This is a genomic window from Pseudarthrobacter sp. AG30 (assembly GCF_003116525.1).
Taxonomy (GTDB): Bacteria; Actinomycetota; Actinomycetes; order Actinomycetales; family Micrococcaceae; genus Arthrobacter.
The window spans coordinates 15834-34228 of the sequence record NZ_QEHL01000037.1 but is presented as its reverse complement, the minus strand read 5'-3'; the positions used below and the strand labels follow the sequence as shown (position 1 = coordinate 34228).

General features: G+C 60.3%; 15 protein-coding genes. 10 read left to right on the top strand and 5 right to left on the bottom strand.

The genetic code is table 11. From position 1 onward, the window contains the following. Positions 1–835, bottom strand: an 835-nt coding sequence (locus DC347_RS20580) for a DUF4192 family protein (RefSeq protein ID WP_109864311.1), incomplete at its 3' end; no start/stop codon positions are given. Positions 836–1289: 454 nt separating this feature from the next. On the opposite strand from DC347_RS20580, the gene DC347_RS22220 reads away from it, so the two are divergent. The 5 genes from DC347_RS22220 to DC347_RS22215 all read left to right on the top strand — a co-directional run bounded on the left by DC347_RS22220 (position 1290) and on the right by DC347_RS22215 (position 6923). Continuing rightward, positions 1290–1508 (top strand): DUF4236 domain-containing protein, encoded by a 219-nt coding sequence (locus tag DC347_RS22220; RefSeq protein ID WP_368665769.1) that lies wholly within the window; start codon positions 1290–1292, stop codon positions 1506–1508. A 182-nt stretch (positions 1509–1690) separates the two neighbouring features. After that, positions 1691–2416 carry an HIRAN domain-containing protein gene (locus tag DC347_RS20570; protein ID WP_165838102.1) on the top strand — a complete coding sequence of 242 codons (726 nt, stop codon included), beginning with the start codon at positions 1691–1693 and terminating at the stop codon, positions 2414–2416. A 1930-nt stretch (positions 2417–4346) separates the two neighbouring features. Further along, positions 4347–5165: a hypothetical protein gene (locus DC347_RS21570; protein WP_133247123.1), complete on the top strand. Its 819-nt coding sequence runs from the start codon at positions 4347–4349 to the stop codon at positions 5163–5165. Positions 5166–5368: 203 nt separating this feature from the next. After that, a complete protein-coding gene (locus tag DC347_RS20565) occupies positions 5369–6289 on the top strand; it encodes a reverse transcriptase family protein (protein WP_368665770.1) in 921 nt (306 codons plus the stop codon). Between the two features lie 478 nt (positions 6290–6767). Then, on the top strand, positions 6768–6923 hold the full coding sequence (locus tag DC347_RS22215) for a transposase (protein ID WP_109864307.1): 156 nt from the start codon (positions 6768–6770) through the stop codon (positions 6921–6923). Between the two features lie 280 nt (positions 6924–7203). On the opposite strand, the gene DC347_RS21565 is transcribed toward DC347_RS22215, so the two are convergent. Further along, positions 7204–8130: a hypothetical protein gene (locus tag DC347_RS21565; protein ID WP_133247121.1), complete on the bottom strand. Its 927-nt coding sequence runs from the start codon at positions 8128–8130 to the stop codon at positions 7204–7206. Between the two features lie 939 nt (positions 8131–9069). Between DC347_RS21565 and DC347_RS20550 the strand changes: the two genes are divergently transcribed. The 5 genes from DC347_RS20550 to DC347_RS21560 are packed head-to-tail and all read left to right on the top strand — an operon-like array spanning position 9070 to position 14040. Continuing rightward, positions 9070–10281, top strand: a complete 1212-nt coding sequence (locus tag DC347_RS20550) for an ABC-three component system protein (protein ID WP_109864305.1) — start codon at positions 9070–9072, stop codon at positions 10279–10281. Continuing rightward, positions 10278–10778 (top strand): three component ABC system middle component, encoded by a 501-nt coding sequence (locus DC347_RS20545; protein ID WP_109864304.1) that lies wholly within the window; start codon positions 10278–10280, stop codon positions 10776–10778. The genes DC347_RS20550 and DC347_RS20545 overlap by 4 nt, the downstream gene beginning before the upstream one ends. Then, the gene (locus DC347_RS20540) at positions 10778–12781 is read left to right on the top strand and encodes a DUF3732 domain-containing protein (protein WP_109864303.1); all 2004 of its coding nucleotides are present in this window, start codon (positions 10778–10780) and stop codon (positions 12779–12781) included. Before DC347_RS20545 ends, DC347_RS20540 begins: the two co-directional genes overlap by 1 nt. Positions 12782–12792: 11 nt before the next feature. Continuing rightward, positions 12793–13782 (top strand): hypothetical protein, encoded by a 990-nt coding sequence (locus tag DC347_RS20535; RefSeq protein WP_133247119.1) that lies wholly within the window; start codon positions 12793–12795, stop codon positions 13780–13782. Positions 13783–13812: 30 nt separating this feature from the next. After that, positions 13813–14040 (top strand): hypothetical protein, encoded by a 228-nt coding sequence (locus DC347_RS21560; RefSeq protein ID WP_133247118.1) that lies wholly within the window; start codon positions 13813–13815, stop codon positions 14038–14040. A 994-nt stretch (positions 14041–15034) separates the two neighbouring features. Here the strand turns inward: DC347_RS21560 and DC347_RS20530 are convergent. Genes DC347_RS20530 through DC347_RS20520 form a run of 3 tightly spaced genes read right to left on the bottom strand, consistent with a single transcriptional unit; the run spans position 15035 to position 18332 of the window. Next, a complete protein-coding gene (locus tag DC347_RS20530) occupies positions 15035–15937 on the bottom strand; it encodes a carbohydrate ABC transporter permease (RefSeq protein WP_109864301.1) in 903 nt (300 codons plus the stop codon). 8 nt (positions 15938–15945) lie between these two features. Then, positions 15946–16875, bottom strand: coding sequence for a carbohydrate ABC transporter permease (locus DC347_RS20525; RefSeq protein WP_109864300.1), 930 nt, complete (start codon positions 16873–16875; stop codon positions 15946–15948). After that, positions 16872–18332 (bottom strand): extracellular solute-binding protein, encoded by a 1461-nt coding sequence (locus tag DC347_RS20520; RefSeq protein WP_109864299.1) that lies wholly within the window; start codon positions 18330–18332, stop codon positions 16872–16874. Before DC347_RS20520 ends, DC347_RS20525 begins: the two co-directional genes overlap by 4 nt. Between the last annotated feature and the right edge of the window lie 63 nt (positions 18333–18395).

The following is an 18395-nucleotide window of genomic DNA, read 5'->3' as shown; positions in this document are numbered from 1 at the left end:
ACAAAACCGGGGGCAGTCCCATCGCCGTGAGGATTGGTGCTGCGTGTTCGGGGGAGGTGCGGGTGTAGGCATGCAGGAGGAGTTGTTGTGCCCATTCGATGCGTGACCATTGTGGGGACTGTTCGTCCATCCCAGGGATGTCGGCTATGAGCCTGTCTCGGATGGCGGGGAATTGCAGGTTCGCGACGAGGGCGTGGCAGTTGTCGTCGCTGGGGAAGTCCGTGGAGCCGAGCATGTTGCCCCAGAGTTCCCTGCCGTGGCGGAGGGCCGTCTCGGCCGGTTGAGACTTGATGGAGTCCATGTGGCTTTCAACCGCGGCGGCTTTCGCGGCCGTCGGGCCGGTGGCTGGCAGGGTGATGCGGTCGGTGGGTTCGACGAAGCTGCCGCGGTAGATGAATTCGGCGTTGATCGCGCTGGTTTCTGTGGAGCTTACGGGCAGGGCGAGGCTGGTGCCTGGTTCGCCGTCGTAGGGGGAGAAGGTTTCTTCCCCGACGAAGAGGCCGTCCCGGATGGTGATTCCCTGCTCGGCGAGCACCCCGGTGAGTGCGGCGATGGCTCCGGCTTGGGGTTTAGGCTGTCCGGGTTTGGTGGTTTCGCTGGTGTAGACCGCGAAGAGGATCGATGTTGCAGTGGTGTCACTGGTGAGGTAGTGGGCGACCGTTCGTGCGTAGTTGAGCTCCTGGCCCGGTTGGTGGGGGAGGTCGATACGGAGAGTGGCACCGATGCTGTTGTCGTTCATCGTGATGCACACCAGGCTTTCCTGGGGCCAGAAGCCCAGGGTGTGCCCGATGAAGCTGAGGACATCCGATGGTGTTTTGATCGTGAGCTTTTCCATGATCCCGTTTCCTTCACCCTTGATTTCTGTTTTGTCTGCGGTTGTTGGTCGTGATCGTCGTTCTGGTAGGGGACCATCCGCTGGGCTGAGGGGACGGAGTGCAACTTGGGGGACCGGCGCCGGGGCTGAAAACTTCGTCCCGGCGCCATCCGACTCCGGTCTGGGAAGTTTTCGGTTCCGGGGTCGGCGTGTAGCGCCCTGGTTGCGCGGAGGGCCCGCCCAGCGACCATGGGACATATCAGAATGACAAGCAGCGATGAGTTTGTTCTTTTCCATGGGTTTTGAAGAATGGGACCGCATGACTTCGGCGGTTGTTGAGGGCGCTCAGGCTTTTTTGCAGCGGCGTGGAGATTTCGCTTGGTGGCCGTTTGGTCCTGGACGGATTGCTGATGCATAGAATCTCTCGTATGAGGAGAACTGGCTTTCGTATGCCAGATTTATCGGGGGTACGGCTTTGGGGTTTCGTTACCACAAGTCAAAGAGTTTTGGGCCGGTGCGGATCACCGCATCGAAGCGCGGATTGAGCGCAAGCGTTGGGGGGCGGCCCCTTCCGGGTCACGAAGTCGGCAATGCGTCGCACAACAACTACGGTGAGGATCCCCAAGATTGGGGTCTCCTATTCGAGAGGCAGCAAACCTCCTTACCTTCGTCGGCGAAAGCCCGGCGAGGCTGAACGCGGGCGGACGCAGCGTCATCAGCCAAGTTTTCGATACCGCCACCAGGGACCCTGAGAGATTCTTCAGTAGTGGCTGAATAGGTGGCGTCCTCCCACGCCTGGCGGTCACGACGGCGCTTTCGCAGCACGAAAGTCAGCCCGACAATGCCGCTTCGCCTCATCAGGATTCGTCGTACGCGGTGCCACTGGAACCAATTGCAGCGGTCAATCAGCCTTCTTCCTCCCCTAAGCGCTCGTATCCTGTTTCCCTTGGTCGCGCTGCGTGGTCGAACGTGGAGGTCGTTGGTGAGCACGCCTACGCTAAGGCAATCAAGACCGCGCTCCTCGCCAACGGAGCCATATCCATTCGCGGGTCCGACGGTGAAGTTGAAGGTGTTGAGGTGGAGTTGGTTGCTGAGCCGGACAACCCGCACGATGCTAATGCCATCAGTGTTCGGTGGAGAGGCCGGGTGCTTGGTTATCTCAGTCGTGAGGACGCGCTTCGCTATAAACAACCAATCAGGAGAAGCATCGCCAGCGGACTGCTCGCTGCAACTACCGCTCGCATTTGGGGATACGACGACGGCGCCCAGCTTCGTGCACGCGTCACCATTGCGCTGCCAGAACCGGAACTGATTACTCCACTCAACGCGGCCCCCACAGGCGTGAGCACGCTCTTGCCGTGGGGATCAGGAATTCAGGTCCTGAAGGAAGAGAACCACTTCGACATGCTGTCCAGCCACGTCCCAACCGACCGTCGAGGCCTCCTGCTGGTCAGCCTGCACAAAGCGATCAACACGTTGAAAAACGGCACACAGCGCCCGCTGGTCGAGGTACGAACTCGACGGCAAACGGGTTGGGAAACTCAGCAACGTCACTTCAGCACACCTGCTCCCGCTCCTCGAACACACCGAGGCAGTCGGTGAGACCGCCGTAGCCTACGCCAAAATCACCGGTTCTGCCCTCGCGGCACAGCTCGTCCTCCACGCCGCTAAAGCCACCGAAATCAGCAACGATTGGCTTTCCAGCGGTCCGCACCCGGTCCCGAAGCTCCCTCCGCTGGCCGCGAACTACGAGGTCCCGGCCGCCTACGCAAAGTAAGGGAAACCAAGCAAAGAAATCCCGAGCCAGGAGTGTGGACAATGTGCACACTCCTGGCCTCGGATTAGCCCGTACTGTCTCCGAACGGGCACGGATTCCGCATGTTTTCGCGGGTTCCCCGTGTTTGCAGGGCCTGGAATGTAGTTCGAGTCCCACCTCGGGCACGCATAACCCCTCGTCAGAGGGGTTTTTGCTTTAATGTGTGGACATTGACCCTTCCGCGGGTCCCTCTGACACTGTCCGCGGTCAGTGCCTGGCGCCGCGTCGCCTGTTCGGTTGTGTGGGTGGCGGGTTCAGGGTCCTGGCTGGTGGGCCCTCCGCTTGCTGGAATCTAGGGGTTATGTGTGGTCCCTTTGCTGATTTCGGTGGCCAGTTGTTGGCCGTCACTCGTTCATGGCCAGGAGTTGTGGTGACGACATGACTAAGCCGAATTCTCTTCGAGGATCTTCCGCGGAGAGCTGCTTGCTGCGAGCCAGGTAGACTGCGCTCATCTCGTGTTTGTCGGGCCAAAGGGGGTGTGCACATTGTGCACACTTCTGTGCACGGTCGGTTTTTCGGCCCCGCATTTTGGTCCCTTCCTCATGGTTCTGCCTTCACCACTTTATGCAGGTCTCCTTTGACGCGACATGATCCTGCGCCCCGGACCCTCGGTTTCCTTAGGACATTCCGGGTTCAGCTGGAACGTCCTTGGGGTATCTGTGGCCGGCGTCCGATCCGTCGACAGAGTGAAGGTGTGTGGGATCCGGACTCTTCTTCCGGTTGATCGTCGTACCTGTCCATGCTCGTTCGCTCGGCCATCCCGGCTGCCGATCAGCACAGCCGACGTCGCGGACGCGACCGCGACAGAGTATCTTGACGTGCTCGCCCTCGCGCTGGCGGATGGCAAAATTGTCGGTGATGAGGCTAAAGCGCTTGCCAAGGCCGCTGGCAGGGGAGGAATGGGCGCGGAGCAAGTTCGGTGTTTGAACGAACGGTTCCTTGAAATGATGTGTGAAGCAGCTTTCTCAGACCCAGATCTTGACAGTGGAAGAGCTGAGGGTCCTTGAAGTGAACGGCAGCAAATCCTGCAGCGCCTGGGTACTTCGATGATCTGGTCCCCACCGCAACGTCAGACCCGGCCGGAGTGGCTCCTGCTGCAAACCCCAAGCCATCCGAGAGTCCCCGGGTGCGCAAATGCGGTCAATGCCGCACGTCCTGCCACTACCGATCCATGTGCCCCGACTAAACTAGTCCGCGTCTAAGTCCATACGCTTCGCGCTCACTGCCTTGGATTCCGTATTCTTTTGCGGGCTCCATGGCTCCAGCGTCCGGATCAGGTACATCCCGTCCCGTGGGCCACCGGGGCGGTCTTATTAACTGCTGCTGATGGCCGGGTGTCGGTGACGGTCGAAAAGTGGGCCATTGTGACGGCTTGCCCACGAAATGGCCCACTTTTCGACCAGCGCTGACACCGGGGTTGCGCTTCGGTTGCATGTTCATGGCACATAGGGCTGGCAGTCACTTTGTGGGCGTCTCCACTTGAAGGTAGCGCGACCCCAGCATTAAGGAGGGGCGACGCCGTTCCTTGCTTGCACCGTTCGTTCATCTGATGTCAAAGGTGAGAACGACGGTGTCCGCTCCGAGCAAACCCTTCATGTTCACCGAAGTCTCAGCCTTTGCTGAGGCAGTAGTAGATTCGAGTGAGCTTGGGAGGACTTCATCCTGAACTATTGATTAAACGAGCATTGGCGCAGCCAATCCAAGAAAAGGGGCTATATGGGCGGGCCGCAGCATATGGAAAAAGTCTTTGTATACGCGGATGAGTCAGAGTATAAAATCCCGTGGAAGGATAGTGGTAACGCTCGGCGCATTTCCTATATATATGCAGTTGGAGCAGCTGTGGTCGAAGGGGAAGAGTCCCATGCCGAAGTGCTCTCTAAGTTGAAACTACTTCGCGAAGAAGTTGCGAATGATCGCTCGATTGCAAACCATGACGAAAGATTGAGATTGGAAGAGTCGGGATGGCATTTGACTGAAGATCAAATCTCAACTGCCATTCCTTTGTGGCGCTTTATGGGTCAATCTATTGGTATTAAATATCATTATCGTTATATTGAGATGATGGAGAAGGTTGAAGGTGCAAAGCTTAGTCGTGCTTATGCGGTCTTGCATGCGACTTTAGTGAAGGATCTTGTGCGTCGTTATTCTCGAGATTATGCCATCGAGTTTGGCTTCGAGGAATATACAGGTCTGAACTCGAAGTTCGCGCCGTTAGTTCAATTTTGCGTGAATCAGAATGACAGTTGGGATGGTCCTCTGCCCGCGGTTGGAATTCTGAGCAAGGGTGAATCGGATCTGTCGTCGATTGCGGACTATATGATCTTAGGGATCTCAAGACTCATAGGACAGAACGAGCTCGACTGCGCCGGCGCTGACGAGTGCAGCGGACAATGCCGAGGAACTCTGTTCGCGTCGGGTGGGCCTGCCTTGGGCCATGTGAGTCCGAAGGATGCAAACTTTCGCAACTTTGAGAACATCCGGACGAGCATTTCTTCGATAAATCAGGTTCGATTGCACACAGGTGTCTTGTCTTAAGCGCTTGGGCGCTCACCACCGCTATTATGGAAGTCGCACCCCCCGCGATGTAGATAAGTTGCCGATTCGGTACATTGTTCACTTTTTGTGTTGTCGCTACTGACCGGGGGGCGCTTCAGATTACAGCTCGGATTGGCGTGACCGTGGTTCAGCAGAAACTTGTGTGGAGGAGCCTGAAGTGGCAGCTTCAGGTTGTTGGGAGCATGAATGGTCGTCTCCCAACGACTTCCGAATCGTCAGAGTGGCGTCAGTGGGCAATGGAGCATGCACGCCCCGTACGCTTCCGGGGGCGTGACGGGTGGCGTTCCGTTGGACCCCTGGACTCTCTGCTGAAGCGCATGACCGCGGCCCTACAGTCCCTCTATGTGGCGCCGGATTCTGTTTTTGGTTTCGTGTCGGGTAAGTCGACGTACTCAGCCGCCCAAGTTCACGTGGGTGCCCCATCCGCACTAGTCGTTGACTTGAAAGACTTTTTTGGCCAGATAAGTGAGCAACGTGTCAGGGATGCACTAAATCCCTTGCTTGACGAGGAGGCTCTTGACGTTTTTGTGGGGTGCTGCCTGCGCTCGAACACATTGCCGCTTGGGTTCCGTACGAGCCCGCTGATATCCAATCTTGTGTTTCGTGAAACGGATCGAGACATTGAGCGACTCTGTGCAGCTCGTGCTGTGAAGTACACGCGTTGGGTTGATGACCTCGTTTTTTCCGGGTCAGCGGTCGATGATTCGTTTCTTCATGATCTCCTGGCGGTATTGGACTCTCATGCCTGGTTGCCAAACGAAAAGAAGACAAGATTCATGTCGACGAGGCGCGTCGTTCTTGGGCTCAACGTTGCTCAAAGCCTCACGCGTCCACATGTTCCGCGAGGTATGAAAAAGGAACTTCGCAAGCAGGTCTACTATCTGAGTAAGTTTGGTATGGCTCACTTTTCACATGCGGGTGCGTGGCCATTGCCAAGGATTCTAGGAATGATTGCCTACGTTAAGTCGGTAGATCCGAATCTTGCGGCATTGCTGGAACAGCAGCTGCATGCACTTCCTAAGAGTTCTCGGCTCGTAGCCTATTCAAGCGCGGTTGGCGGCGGGAGATGGCAGATGGCAATGCTCGAAGAAGTTGGTCTCTGAGGCGTGGCTTGGACAGCTGTACTGTTGCCGCCGCGGGATGCCAAAGAAGCCCCTTGCAACTGATGAAGGGGCCTTATTGCATTGGCGCGGGGTACCAGCTGGTGCCACCCGAACGGGCAGAGAAGTAGGATGGAAGCCATGACTCGCTGAGACTCCCGCAGAGCTTCCTGCCGGCAGGAAGCCGAGGCGATCTCCTATAAGCTTGGCTTCCTGGGCCCACCGGATGCTGCTCCTGCGGCGCCGGCGACACGCAATCGGGGCAGTCAACCCGCCGGCTGGGCGAGGTCTTCGCCGCCGATGACCCGGCCGGGAAACTGCAGGCCGTGTGGAAGGTCAAAGAACAGCTCCGGCTGCTGCTGCGCACCGGGTCTCTGGCCGATGCAGCCACTGCGAAACCGGAACTCAAGACTCTGGTCGAGGCTGCCAGACAGCCGGAGACGAACAAGCTCTACCGCATCGTTTGCAGGTGGTGGAATAGATCGAAGTCCTCATCGTCGCCGGCGCCACGACCGGCAAGGTTGAGGCCAACAACACAGCCATCAAGCAAATGAAGCGCACCGCGTGCGGCTACCGGAACCCTAGCACCTACAAATCGATTATCCTCATGAGAAGTGCCGTCCTGACGGCGGCATGACACTCATCCGGGAATCCTCTTCTGAACGAACCGCGAAGCCGTCCTCCCGGCGGAGGCTGCCGTCATCAGGTAGATCGAACAGCTCGTACGTGAAGCCCCTTGGCGTGTTGCCGTTGGGTAGTCATGTTCAGCCGAGTTCGGAAAGGTGCACGGCAGGGAAACAAGACGCGGCGCTAGCCTTCCGCCATCATTTGCTATGCCTAGAGCGCGTGAGGCTCGAGGCTCGACCCCTGGCTGGCAAACAGTATCTGGCGGGTGCGCTGACCTTGGTCACCCGACGTCAGGGTTTCAGGTACCCCGGCAAGATGTCGTCAATTTGCTGTGTCAGCACGTCATGAGCTTCAGTTGGCAGCCCGTAGAAGGACATGACATAGGACAAGGCGTTGTAAAAGGCTATGACACCCACTCCGAGCAGTCTCTCAAGGTAGCCCAAATCAACTGTCAGGACCGTTCCAACATATTTACCTTGGTCAATGTACGTACGCATCTGGCGGGCTTGGTACAGCGAGGGATGGGTTCCGCTCGACAAAAATGCGTAGATCCCTTCGGATTGCTTGTCGTTCACGCTGCCGTTGGCGTTCGAGTGGAGCAGGTCGAACATCCACGAAACGGCGCTTTCTGGCGACAAGAGAGTTTGACCGGCGATGGTCCTTTCACCGAGGTCTTTCGGCGTGGTCCCAGGAAATGCGGCGATTGCCCGCTCACGAATTGCCTTCCAACGCTTTTGCGCATTCTGGTGGGAATCGTCTTCTTTGGAACCCATACGGCCTGCGGCCATCTTTGCGAATTCCGAGCTGACAAACTCCTCAAGATATGCGCGGGCCAACATGTCTTCCGCCAGCCCCGAGCCGTCGCCAACCACCCACATTGCGTGAGCGCTGTACTCCAATATCGACCGTACGAGCGGTAGCGGCGAAAACATAACCTCGCCACTGCGATAAAGAGCGGCCAGTCCACCCAGATGATTGGCGGCAACTTCCAGATACGTCACAACAACTTCGGAGACAAGGTCAAAGCCTGAAAGAATGCCGGCGCTGCTCGTTGCAGGGTCTTTGGCGGTAAGGGCAATCTTGGCTGAGGCTGCGGCGGAATCTTCTGCCGGTTGCCATGCAGATTTAGCTAGAGCAAGAAACGCGGTCCGACTTGCGTCTGCGAGTTCAGCTAATTCTGCAGTGCGAGCGAGGGCATCGTCTGAGGTAGCTTCCATGCAAGAGACATTACGCCAGCACTGACGCTATGCCTCAGCCTTGCAGCATGACGAAAGGAGACAAGACTAGAAGCTTGCTGGCTGCGAAATTCAGGCCCCTGCTGCGAAGTCCCGAGGCGATCGCTCTAAACGCCGGCATAGCGATGCCGTCAAGGCGGCCGGGCAGGCTGATGTTCAGCGTTCCCCTCTCAGTGAAAAGAATCAGAAGCTGAGTGAGGAACAGATGGACCTGCTCGCGTGGCTTGAGGCCGGGGGGATACGAAGCAGTAGATCCCGGATGAGGTGGGCACGAGCCTCGCCTCTCTAAGCTTTACGTCAGCCCCAGTACCGCCCGGTTGCAGGAATCCAGCAAGACCCAATGTCCCAGCATCCTGGTTATCCTGTCGAGCGGGTTCTACTTGAATCGGACGGGCCCTTCTCCCGGGTCCAGCAGAACCCGCTCCGACCTTGGGACGTTGCCTGCGCCTTCAATACTTTGTCGGAACTGTGTGGGACATGGACCGCGAAACCACTGGGAGCAGAATCGCTGGCAACGAGCATTTGCTCCTCATCGGTTACGGGAAGTGGACCGAGGAGGTGACGAACCGCGTGCAAATCATCCAATATCCGACGGGCGTAGAGCCGCAGTCGTGTTCTCTGGCGTAGAAGCGGAAGCGACGGCTCCCAGTCGTCGATGCACCGGTCCACGATGCCGGCAGGGACGTCGCAGACCGGGATATGCCCGAGCACAGGGGGGGGGAAACGCGAAGCCGTAGACCAGTCCGATAGCCGCCTGCTGTAGAAGGTGTATCGACACCGCGGAGGAAGCGATCTCCAATCAAATCTGCACAGTCTCCAAGATCCCCTCGGCCTTGGCGCCGAAAGTGGAGAACTACAGCTTCAACGTCTTTGACCAGGACCGCACCGATGACCCAGCAGAACAGTCGCTAGAGTAAAGCCATGAGCATCGCCGAGAGCAACCGATTCAGCGCCGCGGGCTCGGCGCTCGGGTATCTCGCCCAGGTCGAGTACGCCCTGCTCATCGCGTTGCAACGAATGGATACCGAGGACAGCCTTCGGCTGTCTCTCGAAACCGTGGATGATATTGTGTTCGAGGTGGGCGGACAGCCACAGGAATTGTGGCAAACCAAGCATCATGTTGAGCGCCAGGGCTCTCTCGGCGATGCAAGTCCGGACCTCTGGAAAACGCTGCACAACTGGACCGAGACATCGGACGACCGCTCCGCATGCTTCCTGTACTCGACGGCGACCCCGAAGTCTGGCACAGCGGCAAGCCTGCTCGGTCCAGGGCGCAGCAGCGAGCATGTGCTCGCTGCCAGAGAGAGACTCGACGTCGTCGCTCGTGCCGCTGGCAACGCGGCATCCGCTGATTACTACACGAGGTATCTCTCCCTGAACGACGTGCAACGGACAGGGCTGCTGAACAGGGTCGTCGTGCTCGGCTCGGCGGCTACTGGTGAACGGATCACCGAGCAACTCGTCGCTACCGTCCGCAAGACCACTGTGCAGCAACGCCGTCAACCTCTTGTTGATCGGCTGCGCGGCTGGTGGCACCGGCGCACGATGGTGCATCTCACCAAGGTCGCCCGCGGTGAAGCCGACTGGATAGATATTCGAGAGATCGAAGATCAGCTCCACCTGATTGCTCAGTTGCTCCGAGACGACAATCTACCGCTGGACTATGACAACGAACCGGAACCGAGCCCAGACGAGGTTGCGGGAGACGACCGGGTCTTCGTCGAGCAGCTGCAGATCATCCTCTTGCACCATGAACGCATCCGCCAGGCTGTATACGACCACAACCGGGCCTTCCTGCAGCGTTCCCGGTGGCAACGCGAGCAGCTGCTCGCGATCGGCGAACTCGACTCCTACGACCGGCGCCTGATGGAGGAATGGAAACGTGTGTTCCTCCCCTTGGAGGAGCCGGACGGGGACGACGTGGTCAGCGATGACGAGAAGCGAAAGTTCGCGCGAACGACGTACGCGCGACTCCAGGAACGCACCCTGCCGGAGATTCGCGCGGAGGTCCGATCCGGCTACATTCCGCTCGGCTCGTTGCACATCCTTGCCGATCGGCTGCAAATTGGCTGGCATCCGGATTGGCTCAACCTCCTGAAGGACCGCATTGCCGAAGTGCAGGACGTCGCGTGAGTACACCCACGCCCATCACGGCTGCGGACTCCGAGGCCAGCACACTCTTCAACCCTGCGTTCTGCGCCCTCCTGCTCAATAAGGCATGCGCCGCGTACGGAGCGAAAGCGGGCACCGCGATGCCGATCACATTCGCGTTCCTCATCCTGCCCAGCGCTCTGCATAAACCCACGCGAGAAGCGCTTCCGGGCACGACCGCCTCATCGATGTGGGCGTGGCTCCGACGCAACCCGGTTATTCTCATGGACTTCGCCAACCGAGCCCGCACATTCCGCGCCTTCACCGGAGCCGCGATCAGCTACGGGCTGCAGCACACCGTCCTCACCGGCTCGCTCGGATCCATAGCTGCAGGAAAGCTCGCCCGCCGCCCGCGCACACTCTTCCCAACCGATGATTGGACGGACTGCGTGAAAGCCGCCGAGTTCCTCGGACGTTGGTTCGGAGGATCCGAGGCGGACGAAGCCACCACCCTCGCTCACTGGGGAGTCAAACCTTGATGCAACTCGATGCGCTCATCCTCTACAACGCTGCAGGGGACATCCGTCAGATCCGCTTCCGACCAGGACGGCTCAACATCATCTCGGGTGAGTCAGGCACCGGCAAGAGCAGCATCATTGGCATCCTCCGGTTCCTCCTCGGTGGCGACAGCCCGCACGTCCCGCTAGGCCCGATCCAGGACACTGTCTCCTGGTACGGACTCCTGGCACATGTTGGCAAGACACAGTTCTTCATTGGACGTCCGGCACCCGCTCACGGAATAACGACATCCCAGGTAATGCTCTCGATTGGCGAAAGCGCGGTCCCCGAGCTCGCGGCCCTCGAGCCCAATGCCAACACCACCGACGTCGTCGACTACCTTGGCGGTCTGATCGGGATCGAGGAAAACCTTCACGTGCCTGCCGAAGGGCGGACACGCCGAGCCCTTGCCGCGAACTTCAGGCACTCGCTGTACTACTGCTTCCAAGGGCAGGGAGAGGTTGCAAACCCCGACCTTCTTTTCCACCACCAGAACCGCGACTTCCAAAAGCAAGCGATCCGGGATACCTTCCCGTACTTCCTCGGCGCTCAGAGCCCGGATGCGCTCCGCAAGCGTGAGCAGCTCTCCGAGCTCCGCCGCGACATTCGGCGCCAGCAAGCTCGTCTTGCCGAGGCACACCGGGCGAGGGAGTTGGGAGTGGGTCGTGCGGCCGGACTTATCGCTGACGCCCGGGCCAGTGGATTGCTGCCAGTCGACGCCACGCCGGGCAACGCCGGCGAGGCGATCGCCCTCCTCTCGGCGGTCCTTCACACGGAGCAGCCGGCGGCGCACGCTGACGAGGTTGATCGTGACGCAGAGACAGAGAGCTTCATCGCCCGCCGCGTAGAACTACGTGATGCGCTGCGAGATATCAACGACAAGCTCCGTGGTCTCGACGAGTTTGCGCGGGTAGGTAATGAGTACAGCGCAGAACTAGATGAGCACCGCGTCAGGCTCGCATCCATCGGGCTCATCCCGGACGCGATGGATGCGGGGGCCACCTGTCCGGTCTGCCAGACCGCCCTGACGGATACTGCCACACACGACGCAATCGGGCACAGTTTGGGCCGTGTCGCGCGCCGCATCGAGCTTTCCCAGCGTGACCAGCCGCGCATCACTGCTGCGCGCTCCGAGCTCATCCAGACTCGTGACGAGGTGCGAGCAGACCTGACGGACATCAACACGGCGCTAGATGAGCTCGCGCACACCGATGACATCCGGGCGGCTGCGGGGCGCACGTGGGATCAGCAGAGTTTCGTTCGCGGCCGCATCGCTCAGCATCTCGACACGACCACGGTGGAAAGTGATGGCACCATCGCGGACCTGGAACGTGCGATTGAAGCCCTCGGAGACAAGGCTACGCAACTCACGGAAGAGTTGGATCCTGACGCTCTTCGCTCGGCGATGGACTCCCTTCTCAGCATTGTCGGTCGACGCATGACCGCGCTGGCGCAGGCTCTGCCGCTCGAACACTCCGACCACGGCGTACGGATCGATCCCTACCGCCTGACGGTCGTGGCCGACACCCTCCAAGGCCCGGCCTACATGGATGCCGGCGCCATCGGCAGCGGCATGAGCTGGGTCGGCTACCACCTCACCGCCTACCTGGCCCTGCAGGACTACTTCATCGACGCGAACCGGCCAGTTCCCCGCTTCATCGTCCTCGACCAGCCCAGCCAAGCCTTCTTCCCCCGGGACCGACACAGCGGGGGAGACCTTGCCGAACTGTCCGACACTGATCGAGACAACACCCGGAAGCTGTACCGGATGATGTTTGACGCCGTCACCCAACTCGACGGTCAACTACAAATCATCGCGTTCGACCACGCGGATTTCGCCGACGAATGGTTTCAAGAGTCGATCATCGAGACATGGCGAGACGGCATCGCGCTTATCCCGCGCGATTGGTACACGACCGAGCACGTGACGCAGTCGGCGCTCCCTGCCCCGACCGAGGTACGGACGTCGGAGGAAGAAGTTTAGCTATGCTTCGTGTGTACCTCGACCAGAACAAATGGGTCGATCTAGCGAGAGCGGCGACAGGCCATCGCGATGGAGCAAGGTTCGTTGCTGCGCTGGAATCGGCTCGCGCCGCCGCCTCTTCAGGCACCGCATCGTTTCCGCTCGACATCTACCGGTATCTGGAGACCGGGAAGCGCCGCGATGACCGCTCTAGGATCGACGTGGCCGACCTCATGTTTGAGCTCTCGAAGCAACACACCATGGCCCGTCCGCACGCGCTGCTTCCGGCAGAAATTGATCAGGCACTCAACCGCCGGTTCGGACGCATGGGGCAGCCGCGGCAAGTGGACGTGTTCGGTGCAGGGTTGCGACACATTACCGCCGACGCAGTGACGTGGCCGTCTTTCGATCCCAGCAGGTTGCCCGGCAGCAGCACAGAGATGGGGCCCAGTGCACTTGCGGAGATTGAGCAAATTCACAGTGGGCTTGTCGAACTAGAACTGCTCCGCATGGGTCCCGAAGCTGTGCGCAAAGCAGGATTCGACCCATCCGACGCTGACCTCGCGCAGCAATTCATCGACTACGAAAACTCAGTTGCGGCCGCGATCCGGGGCCAAAGGTTATCCGGCGGCCTTCTCGAACTGGCCGTTCGCGCATCCGACCTCGGCGGCATCCGAACTGCCGTCACCGAGGCCCTCGAGTCCAAAGGGATGACTTGGGAGGATTTCATCGAGCGGATGACCCCCTCTGACCTTGTGAACTTCATCGATGACCTTCCTTCTCGATACGTGACAAACGTGATGCGATCCGCCAAGCTCCGGCAGGCCGAACAGAAGTGGGAGCCGAATGACTTCAACGACCTCGCCGCCTTGCCCGTAGCGGCCGTGTACTGCGATGTCGTAGTTACGGAGAAGCAGTGGGTCCACCGGCTGCGTCAAGGCAAAATCGAGCAGCGCTACAACACAACATTGCTCAGTGACACCGCTGCACTCGTCGACCTCCTCGTCGCTTCAACGGCCTAGCATTGCCGTCTCTGAGGTTGACTCGATGTCATGACTGCATCCGCACGCGCTGTGGACGTGTACGTCATCAACTACGACGAGGAGGGCACCGAATTGCGGCTGTTGCCCGACAACATACCTGCCTATGTCGTTGACTGGTTACGAAATCTCGGCATCAACAAGGGGAGTCGCCAGCTCCATAGGCTGAAGCACGGCCAAAATTGCCGAATTCTTCGCTACTGGGATACCAAGCATGCACGCTCCCGAGGACGAGACTGAACGTGTTCTCTGTGTATGGATTCAATCCCAGCGCCAAGGGCTTAATACGGGCACACTCCCTCCAAAATGGCTGAAGCTGGCGCGAGGACCAGCACGCCCTGGGCCAAGGTGCGCCGACGCGGCTAGAAGCCGAGCGCCCCTGATCGTGGTCCTGGATACTGGACAAGTTCTCCGCATCGTGGAGGGCCGGGGCAATGCGCGAGGGCTTGGCGACTCGCTCATTGCCCCGGACCCTGGCTTGGTGGTCCGGGGTCGAAGGCAAGCATGGTGTTTCGGCGCAGACTACACGGTGCTTTCGGCGTTTACGGTCATGTGGGGTGGATGACGTCTGTTGAGAAGCGGGCAGACTGAACCTGCATCCACCCGGCCGACAAGAATTGGATCCAGGGAATGAGCTACATCCTAATTCCCGGCAAGTATCGCTAAATCTGGTTCAAAGCAGTCTGACCCTTTCCCGGGGTTGCACTGCCTGCAGTGCATCGCTTTTGCTGGTCATGTGCGCGTCTGCCGACTAACTCATGAAACGAGAGAAGGAGGGGTTGCCACCGTGAATTTACTACTCGCTGGGTCATTCGGTCCTGACATTGCAGGATCCACTCCTCGCCGGCGGCGACCCCCGCGGCCAGGACCGGGCGAAGCCGTCCGCAGTCCCGTCCCAACGAAGAACCGCGTCCCCTCAGTGGGGGACGCGATTTTCATTTGGAGCGTGCGGAAGGGAGATTTTAGGGTGTGCACAAAGTGCACACTTATGCCGTCGGACTGGGACGTATAGGGGTCGGATCGGGCCGGATTCCGCATGTTTTCGGGACTTCCCAGTGTTTGCAAGGGCTGGAATGCAGTTCGAGTCCCACCTCGGGCACAGCAGATTCCCCTCGTCAGAGGGGCATTTGGCTTTAACCTGTTCAGATACTTTGAGTGTCTTCGCTCTGGCCCGCCGTGCCCTCCCGAGATGATGCGCCCCACTGCGCGGACCTGTTTCTTTCCTGCACCACCGCTATTTGCTGGCGCCGGCGGTGAGGCCTTCCCGCAGGGTTCGTTGGCCGAAGATGAACACGACCAGTGCCGGCAGCATGGACAGGATCACGCCGGCGAGGACCACCGAGATGCTGCCGGTGCCGAGGTTGCCCTGGAGCGTGACCAGGCCGAGGGGAAGGGTGAAATTCTGTTCGCTGATGGTGAGGATCAGTGGCCGGAAGAACTCGTTCCAATGGAAGTTGAAGGCGAGGATCCCGACGATCGCCATGCCGGGGACCGCCAGGGGGACGTAGACCGAACGGAAGATCCGCCACGGCCCGGCACCGTCCAGGGCTGCTGCTTCGGCGAAGTCGTTCGGCAGGCCAAGGAAGTACTGGCGCATCAGGAAGGTGCCGAATGCTGTGGGAATGGCCGGCAGGATCAGGGCCAGCAGGGTGTCGGACAGGCCCATTCCACGGATCAGCATGAACACCGGGACGATGGTGACCTGCACCGGGACCATCATGGTGGCCAGCACCAGCGAGAAGATGGCGTTCTTACCGCGGAAGTCCAGGCGGGCGAAGGCGTAGCCGGCCAGGGTGGCCGACGCCATCTGGCCAAGTGCGATCAGGCCGGTCACCAGGGCGCTGTTCAGGACCAGGAGGCCGACGTTGATCTGCTTGAACACTTCCTGGTAGGCCGTGAAGTCAGGGTTGATGGGCAGGAAGGAGGGCGGCAGGTTGAACGATTCCGACGGCGTGCGCAGCGACGTGGACAAGGTCCACAGGACAGGGCCGAGGGTCAGCGCCGCTGCCACGGCCAAGGCTGCGTATCTGCCGACAGTGCCGGCTGATGGCAAGCGGCGGGGCGTACGGGTGGCGGCCGGTTCGGCGGTGGAACCGGAAGGCAAGCCGGTCCCGGTGTGCAGGGTCTGGCTGGACATGGCGGACCTCACTGGTAGAAGACGAAGCGGCGGCTAAGGCGGAACTGCAGGGCGGTGACGGCAAGGATCAGCACGGTGAGTACCAGGCCGATGGCGGAGGCTTTGCCGAACTCCAGTTGCTGGAAGGCGGATTCGAAGATGACCATGACGGCGGTCCGGGTGGAGTCGCCGGGGCCGCCGTTGGTCAGGACATAGGGCTGGTCGAAGACCTGCAGGGCGCTGATGATGGCCATGACGGAGGCCACGAGCACCGTCGGGCTGATCAGCGGAAGGGTCACGTTGCTGAACTGTTTCCCGCCCGTGGCACCATCCAGGTTCGCTGCTTCATGCAGTTCTTTCGGGATATTGGTGAGGGCGCCGAGGAAGAGCAGGAAGGAGAACCCGAAGTTCTGCCACACGTAGACCAGGACGACGACGGCGGCGGACGCCGCAGGGCTTGTCAGCCACGGCACAGCGGGGATCCCGACGAGAGACAGGAGCCAATTCACCACGCCGAATTGTTCGTTGAACATGTACCGCATGAAGATGGACACCGACGCGGCGGACAGGACCAGGGGAAAGAAGAAGGTGGAACGGAGGAATACCCTCAGCCAGGAGGGCATCCTGGCCTGAAGCATGGAGGCCAGGCCAAGGGCGATGCCGAGTTGAAGGACTACCGCCACAATCACAAACCCGATGGTGTTCAGGAAGGACACGCGGACGGTGGGGTCCTGTGCCAGTGAGGCGAAATTGGCGAACCCGACGAACTGCGGTGCCGAAACGATGTCCCAGCGGAAGAACGCGAGGACCAGCGAAGCAATGATCGGCAGGAAGGTGAAAAGGGCCATCCCGATCACCGTAGGAGCAAGGAAAATCCTTGCAAGCCACCGCTCGACAAACGACCGGCGCACGGCCGGTGGCTTCACTGGTGGCCGCGGGACGGTGGACGTGGTGGTCATGAATTCCTCCTCAGGGCCAGTTCGAGGTCACGTTGAAGGTTGCCCATCGCGGCCCGTACATCGGCGGAGCTGCCGCTGACCGCGGTGGAGACGTTCTTCATCAGGGCAGTTTCGACGGCCGCCTGCTGCGGCGGGGCGGGGATCGGACCGGAGGTGGGGAACCTGTCCAGGGTGTCGTAGAAGACTTTCCAGTGCCGCGGCCCGGTGGCGGCGTAGAAGGACTCGTTGACCATCGAACGGCGTGTGGGGGTGGTGTTCGGTTTGGGAATGGCCAGCTGCATCGCTTCGCGGCTGGAGCAGAACTTCACCCATTCCCAGGCCGCGTCCTTGTCTTTCGCGGTGCGCATGATCGCGTAGCCGGCAGCACCGAACTGGTGCCGCTGGGTCCGCCAGCGCGGGAAGAACTGCACGTCGAACTGATCGGCGGTCATCCCGGCCTCGTGCAGGCCCTGCGCCCAATAGCCACCGGCCGGCGTCGTGCCGATGCGGTTGTTGCCGAACAGGCCCACCAGGGCGTTGCCGCCACCTGATTCGGGACGTACGCCGAGTCCTTCGGCTACGAGCTCGCGCAGGTAGTCGAAGGTTTCAATGACGCGCCCGTCCTCGGCGTTGGGGGCCAGCCACTGGTACCCGCCACCACGGGTGCCGCGGGCAGGGTCGGTGGGGTAGAAGCGGTCCCAGAGCCAGTCCCCGCCGGGCGCCTTCGTTTCGGACAGGAAGCTGGTGTCATTGGCGTAAAGCCACGGGACCACCCCGCCGAAAAGCCGGTTGGTCCAGTAGTACGGGGTGAAATCGGAGGGGCGGGCTTTACGCAGGGCCCGTAGGGTGGAGCTGAAGTCGTCCTTGGTCCAGTCGTCCCTCGGCCGGTCAAGGCCGGCCTGCGCGAAGGTGGTGGTATTCAGGTACATGTTCGCCGCGTTCCAGTCCAGGGGAAGCTGGTACAGGCTTCCCTGGTACATGAAGGCTTCCAGCAGGCTCGGATGAACGTCATTAAAGTAGTCGCTCATCGCCGCGGCGTCCCGGCGGACATATCCATCCAGAGGCTCGGCCAGCTTGTCGGCGAACAACTGGGCGCCTTCGGTGGCGACATAGACCACATCCGGTGGCGTTCCCGCGGCCACCATGGTCAGGATCTTGGAAAAGAAGTCCTTCCAGTCCGCACCCTGAATCGCCTGCAGCCGCACTGGGATGTCGGGATGGGCGGTGGTGAAAGCCTGGATCAGGCCCTGGCGTCCCGCCGCATCCGCTGCCGTTCCCAGAATGGCGATGTTCAGGGCCTTGCTGCCGCGGCCCGGAAGGTCGGCGCCGGTAAGTCGGGGCCAGGCCCCCACAGTGGCCCCCGCCACGGCGAGCCCGCCCAGGCCCAGCATGGAACGCCGGGTGAGTTGCGCAAACCTGCTGCTGGACCGCAGCGAATGCGCAGGGGCTTGGTGCTCCGGTGTCTTCTCAGACGTCATTGTTGGCTCCTCCTAACAGGGTAGACGGCGTCCTTTACGTTTGTTGCCCGCGGGGTCGTTTTG

Bases quoted from the DNA above. Each gene is read 5' to 3' on its own strand.
- DC347_RS21570 (WP_133247123.1), top strand. From the start codon at position 4,347: ATGGGCGGGCCGCAGCATATGGAAAAAGTCTTTGTATACGCGGATGAG.
- DC347_RS20565 (WP_368665770.1), top strand. From the start codon at position 5,369: ATGAATGGTCGTCTCCCAACGACTTCCGAATCGTCAGAGTGGCGTCAG.
- DC347_RS21565 (WP_133247121.1), bottom strand. From the start codon at position 8,130: ATGGAAGCTACCTCAGACGATGCCCTCGCTCGCACTGCAGAATTAGCT.
- DC347_RS20550 (WP_109864305.1), top strand. From the start codon at position 9,070: ATGAGCATCGCCGAGAGCAACCGATTCAGCGCCGCGGGCTCGGCGCTC.
- DC347_RS20540 (WP_109864303.1), top strand. From the start codon at position 10,778: ATGCAACTCGATGCGCTCATCCTCTACAACGCTGCAGGGGACATCCGT.
- DC347_RS21560 (WP_133247118.1), top strand. From the start codon at position 13,813: ATGACTGCATCCGCACGCGCTGTGGACGTGTACGTCATCAACTACGAC.
- DC347_RS20530 (WP_109864301.1), bottom strand. From the start codon at position 15,937: ATGTCCAGCCAGACCCTGCACACCGGGACCGGCTTGCCTTCCGGTTCC.
- DC347_RS20525 (WP_109864300.1), bottom strand. From the start codon at position 16,875: ATGACCACCACGTCCACCGTCCCGCGGCCACCAGTGAAGCCACCGGCC.
- DC347_RS20520 (WP_109864299.1), bottom strand. From the start codon at position 18,332: ATGACGTCTGAGAAGACACCGGAGCACCAAGCCCCTGCGCATTCGCTG.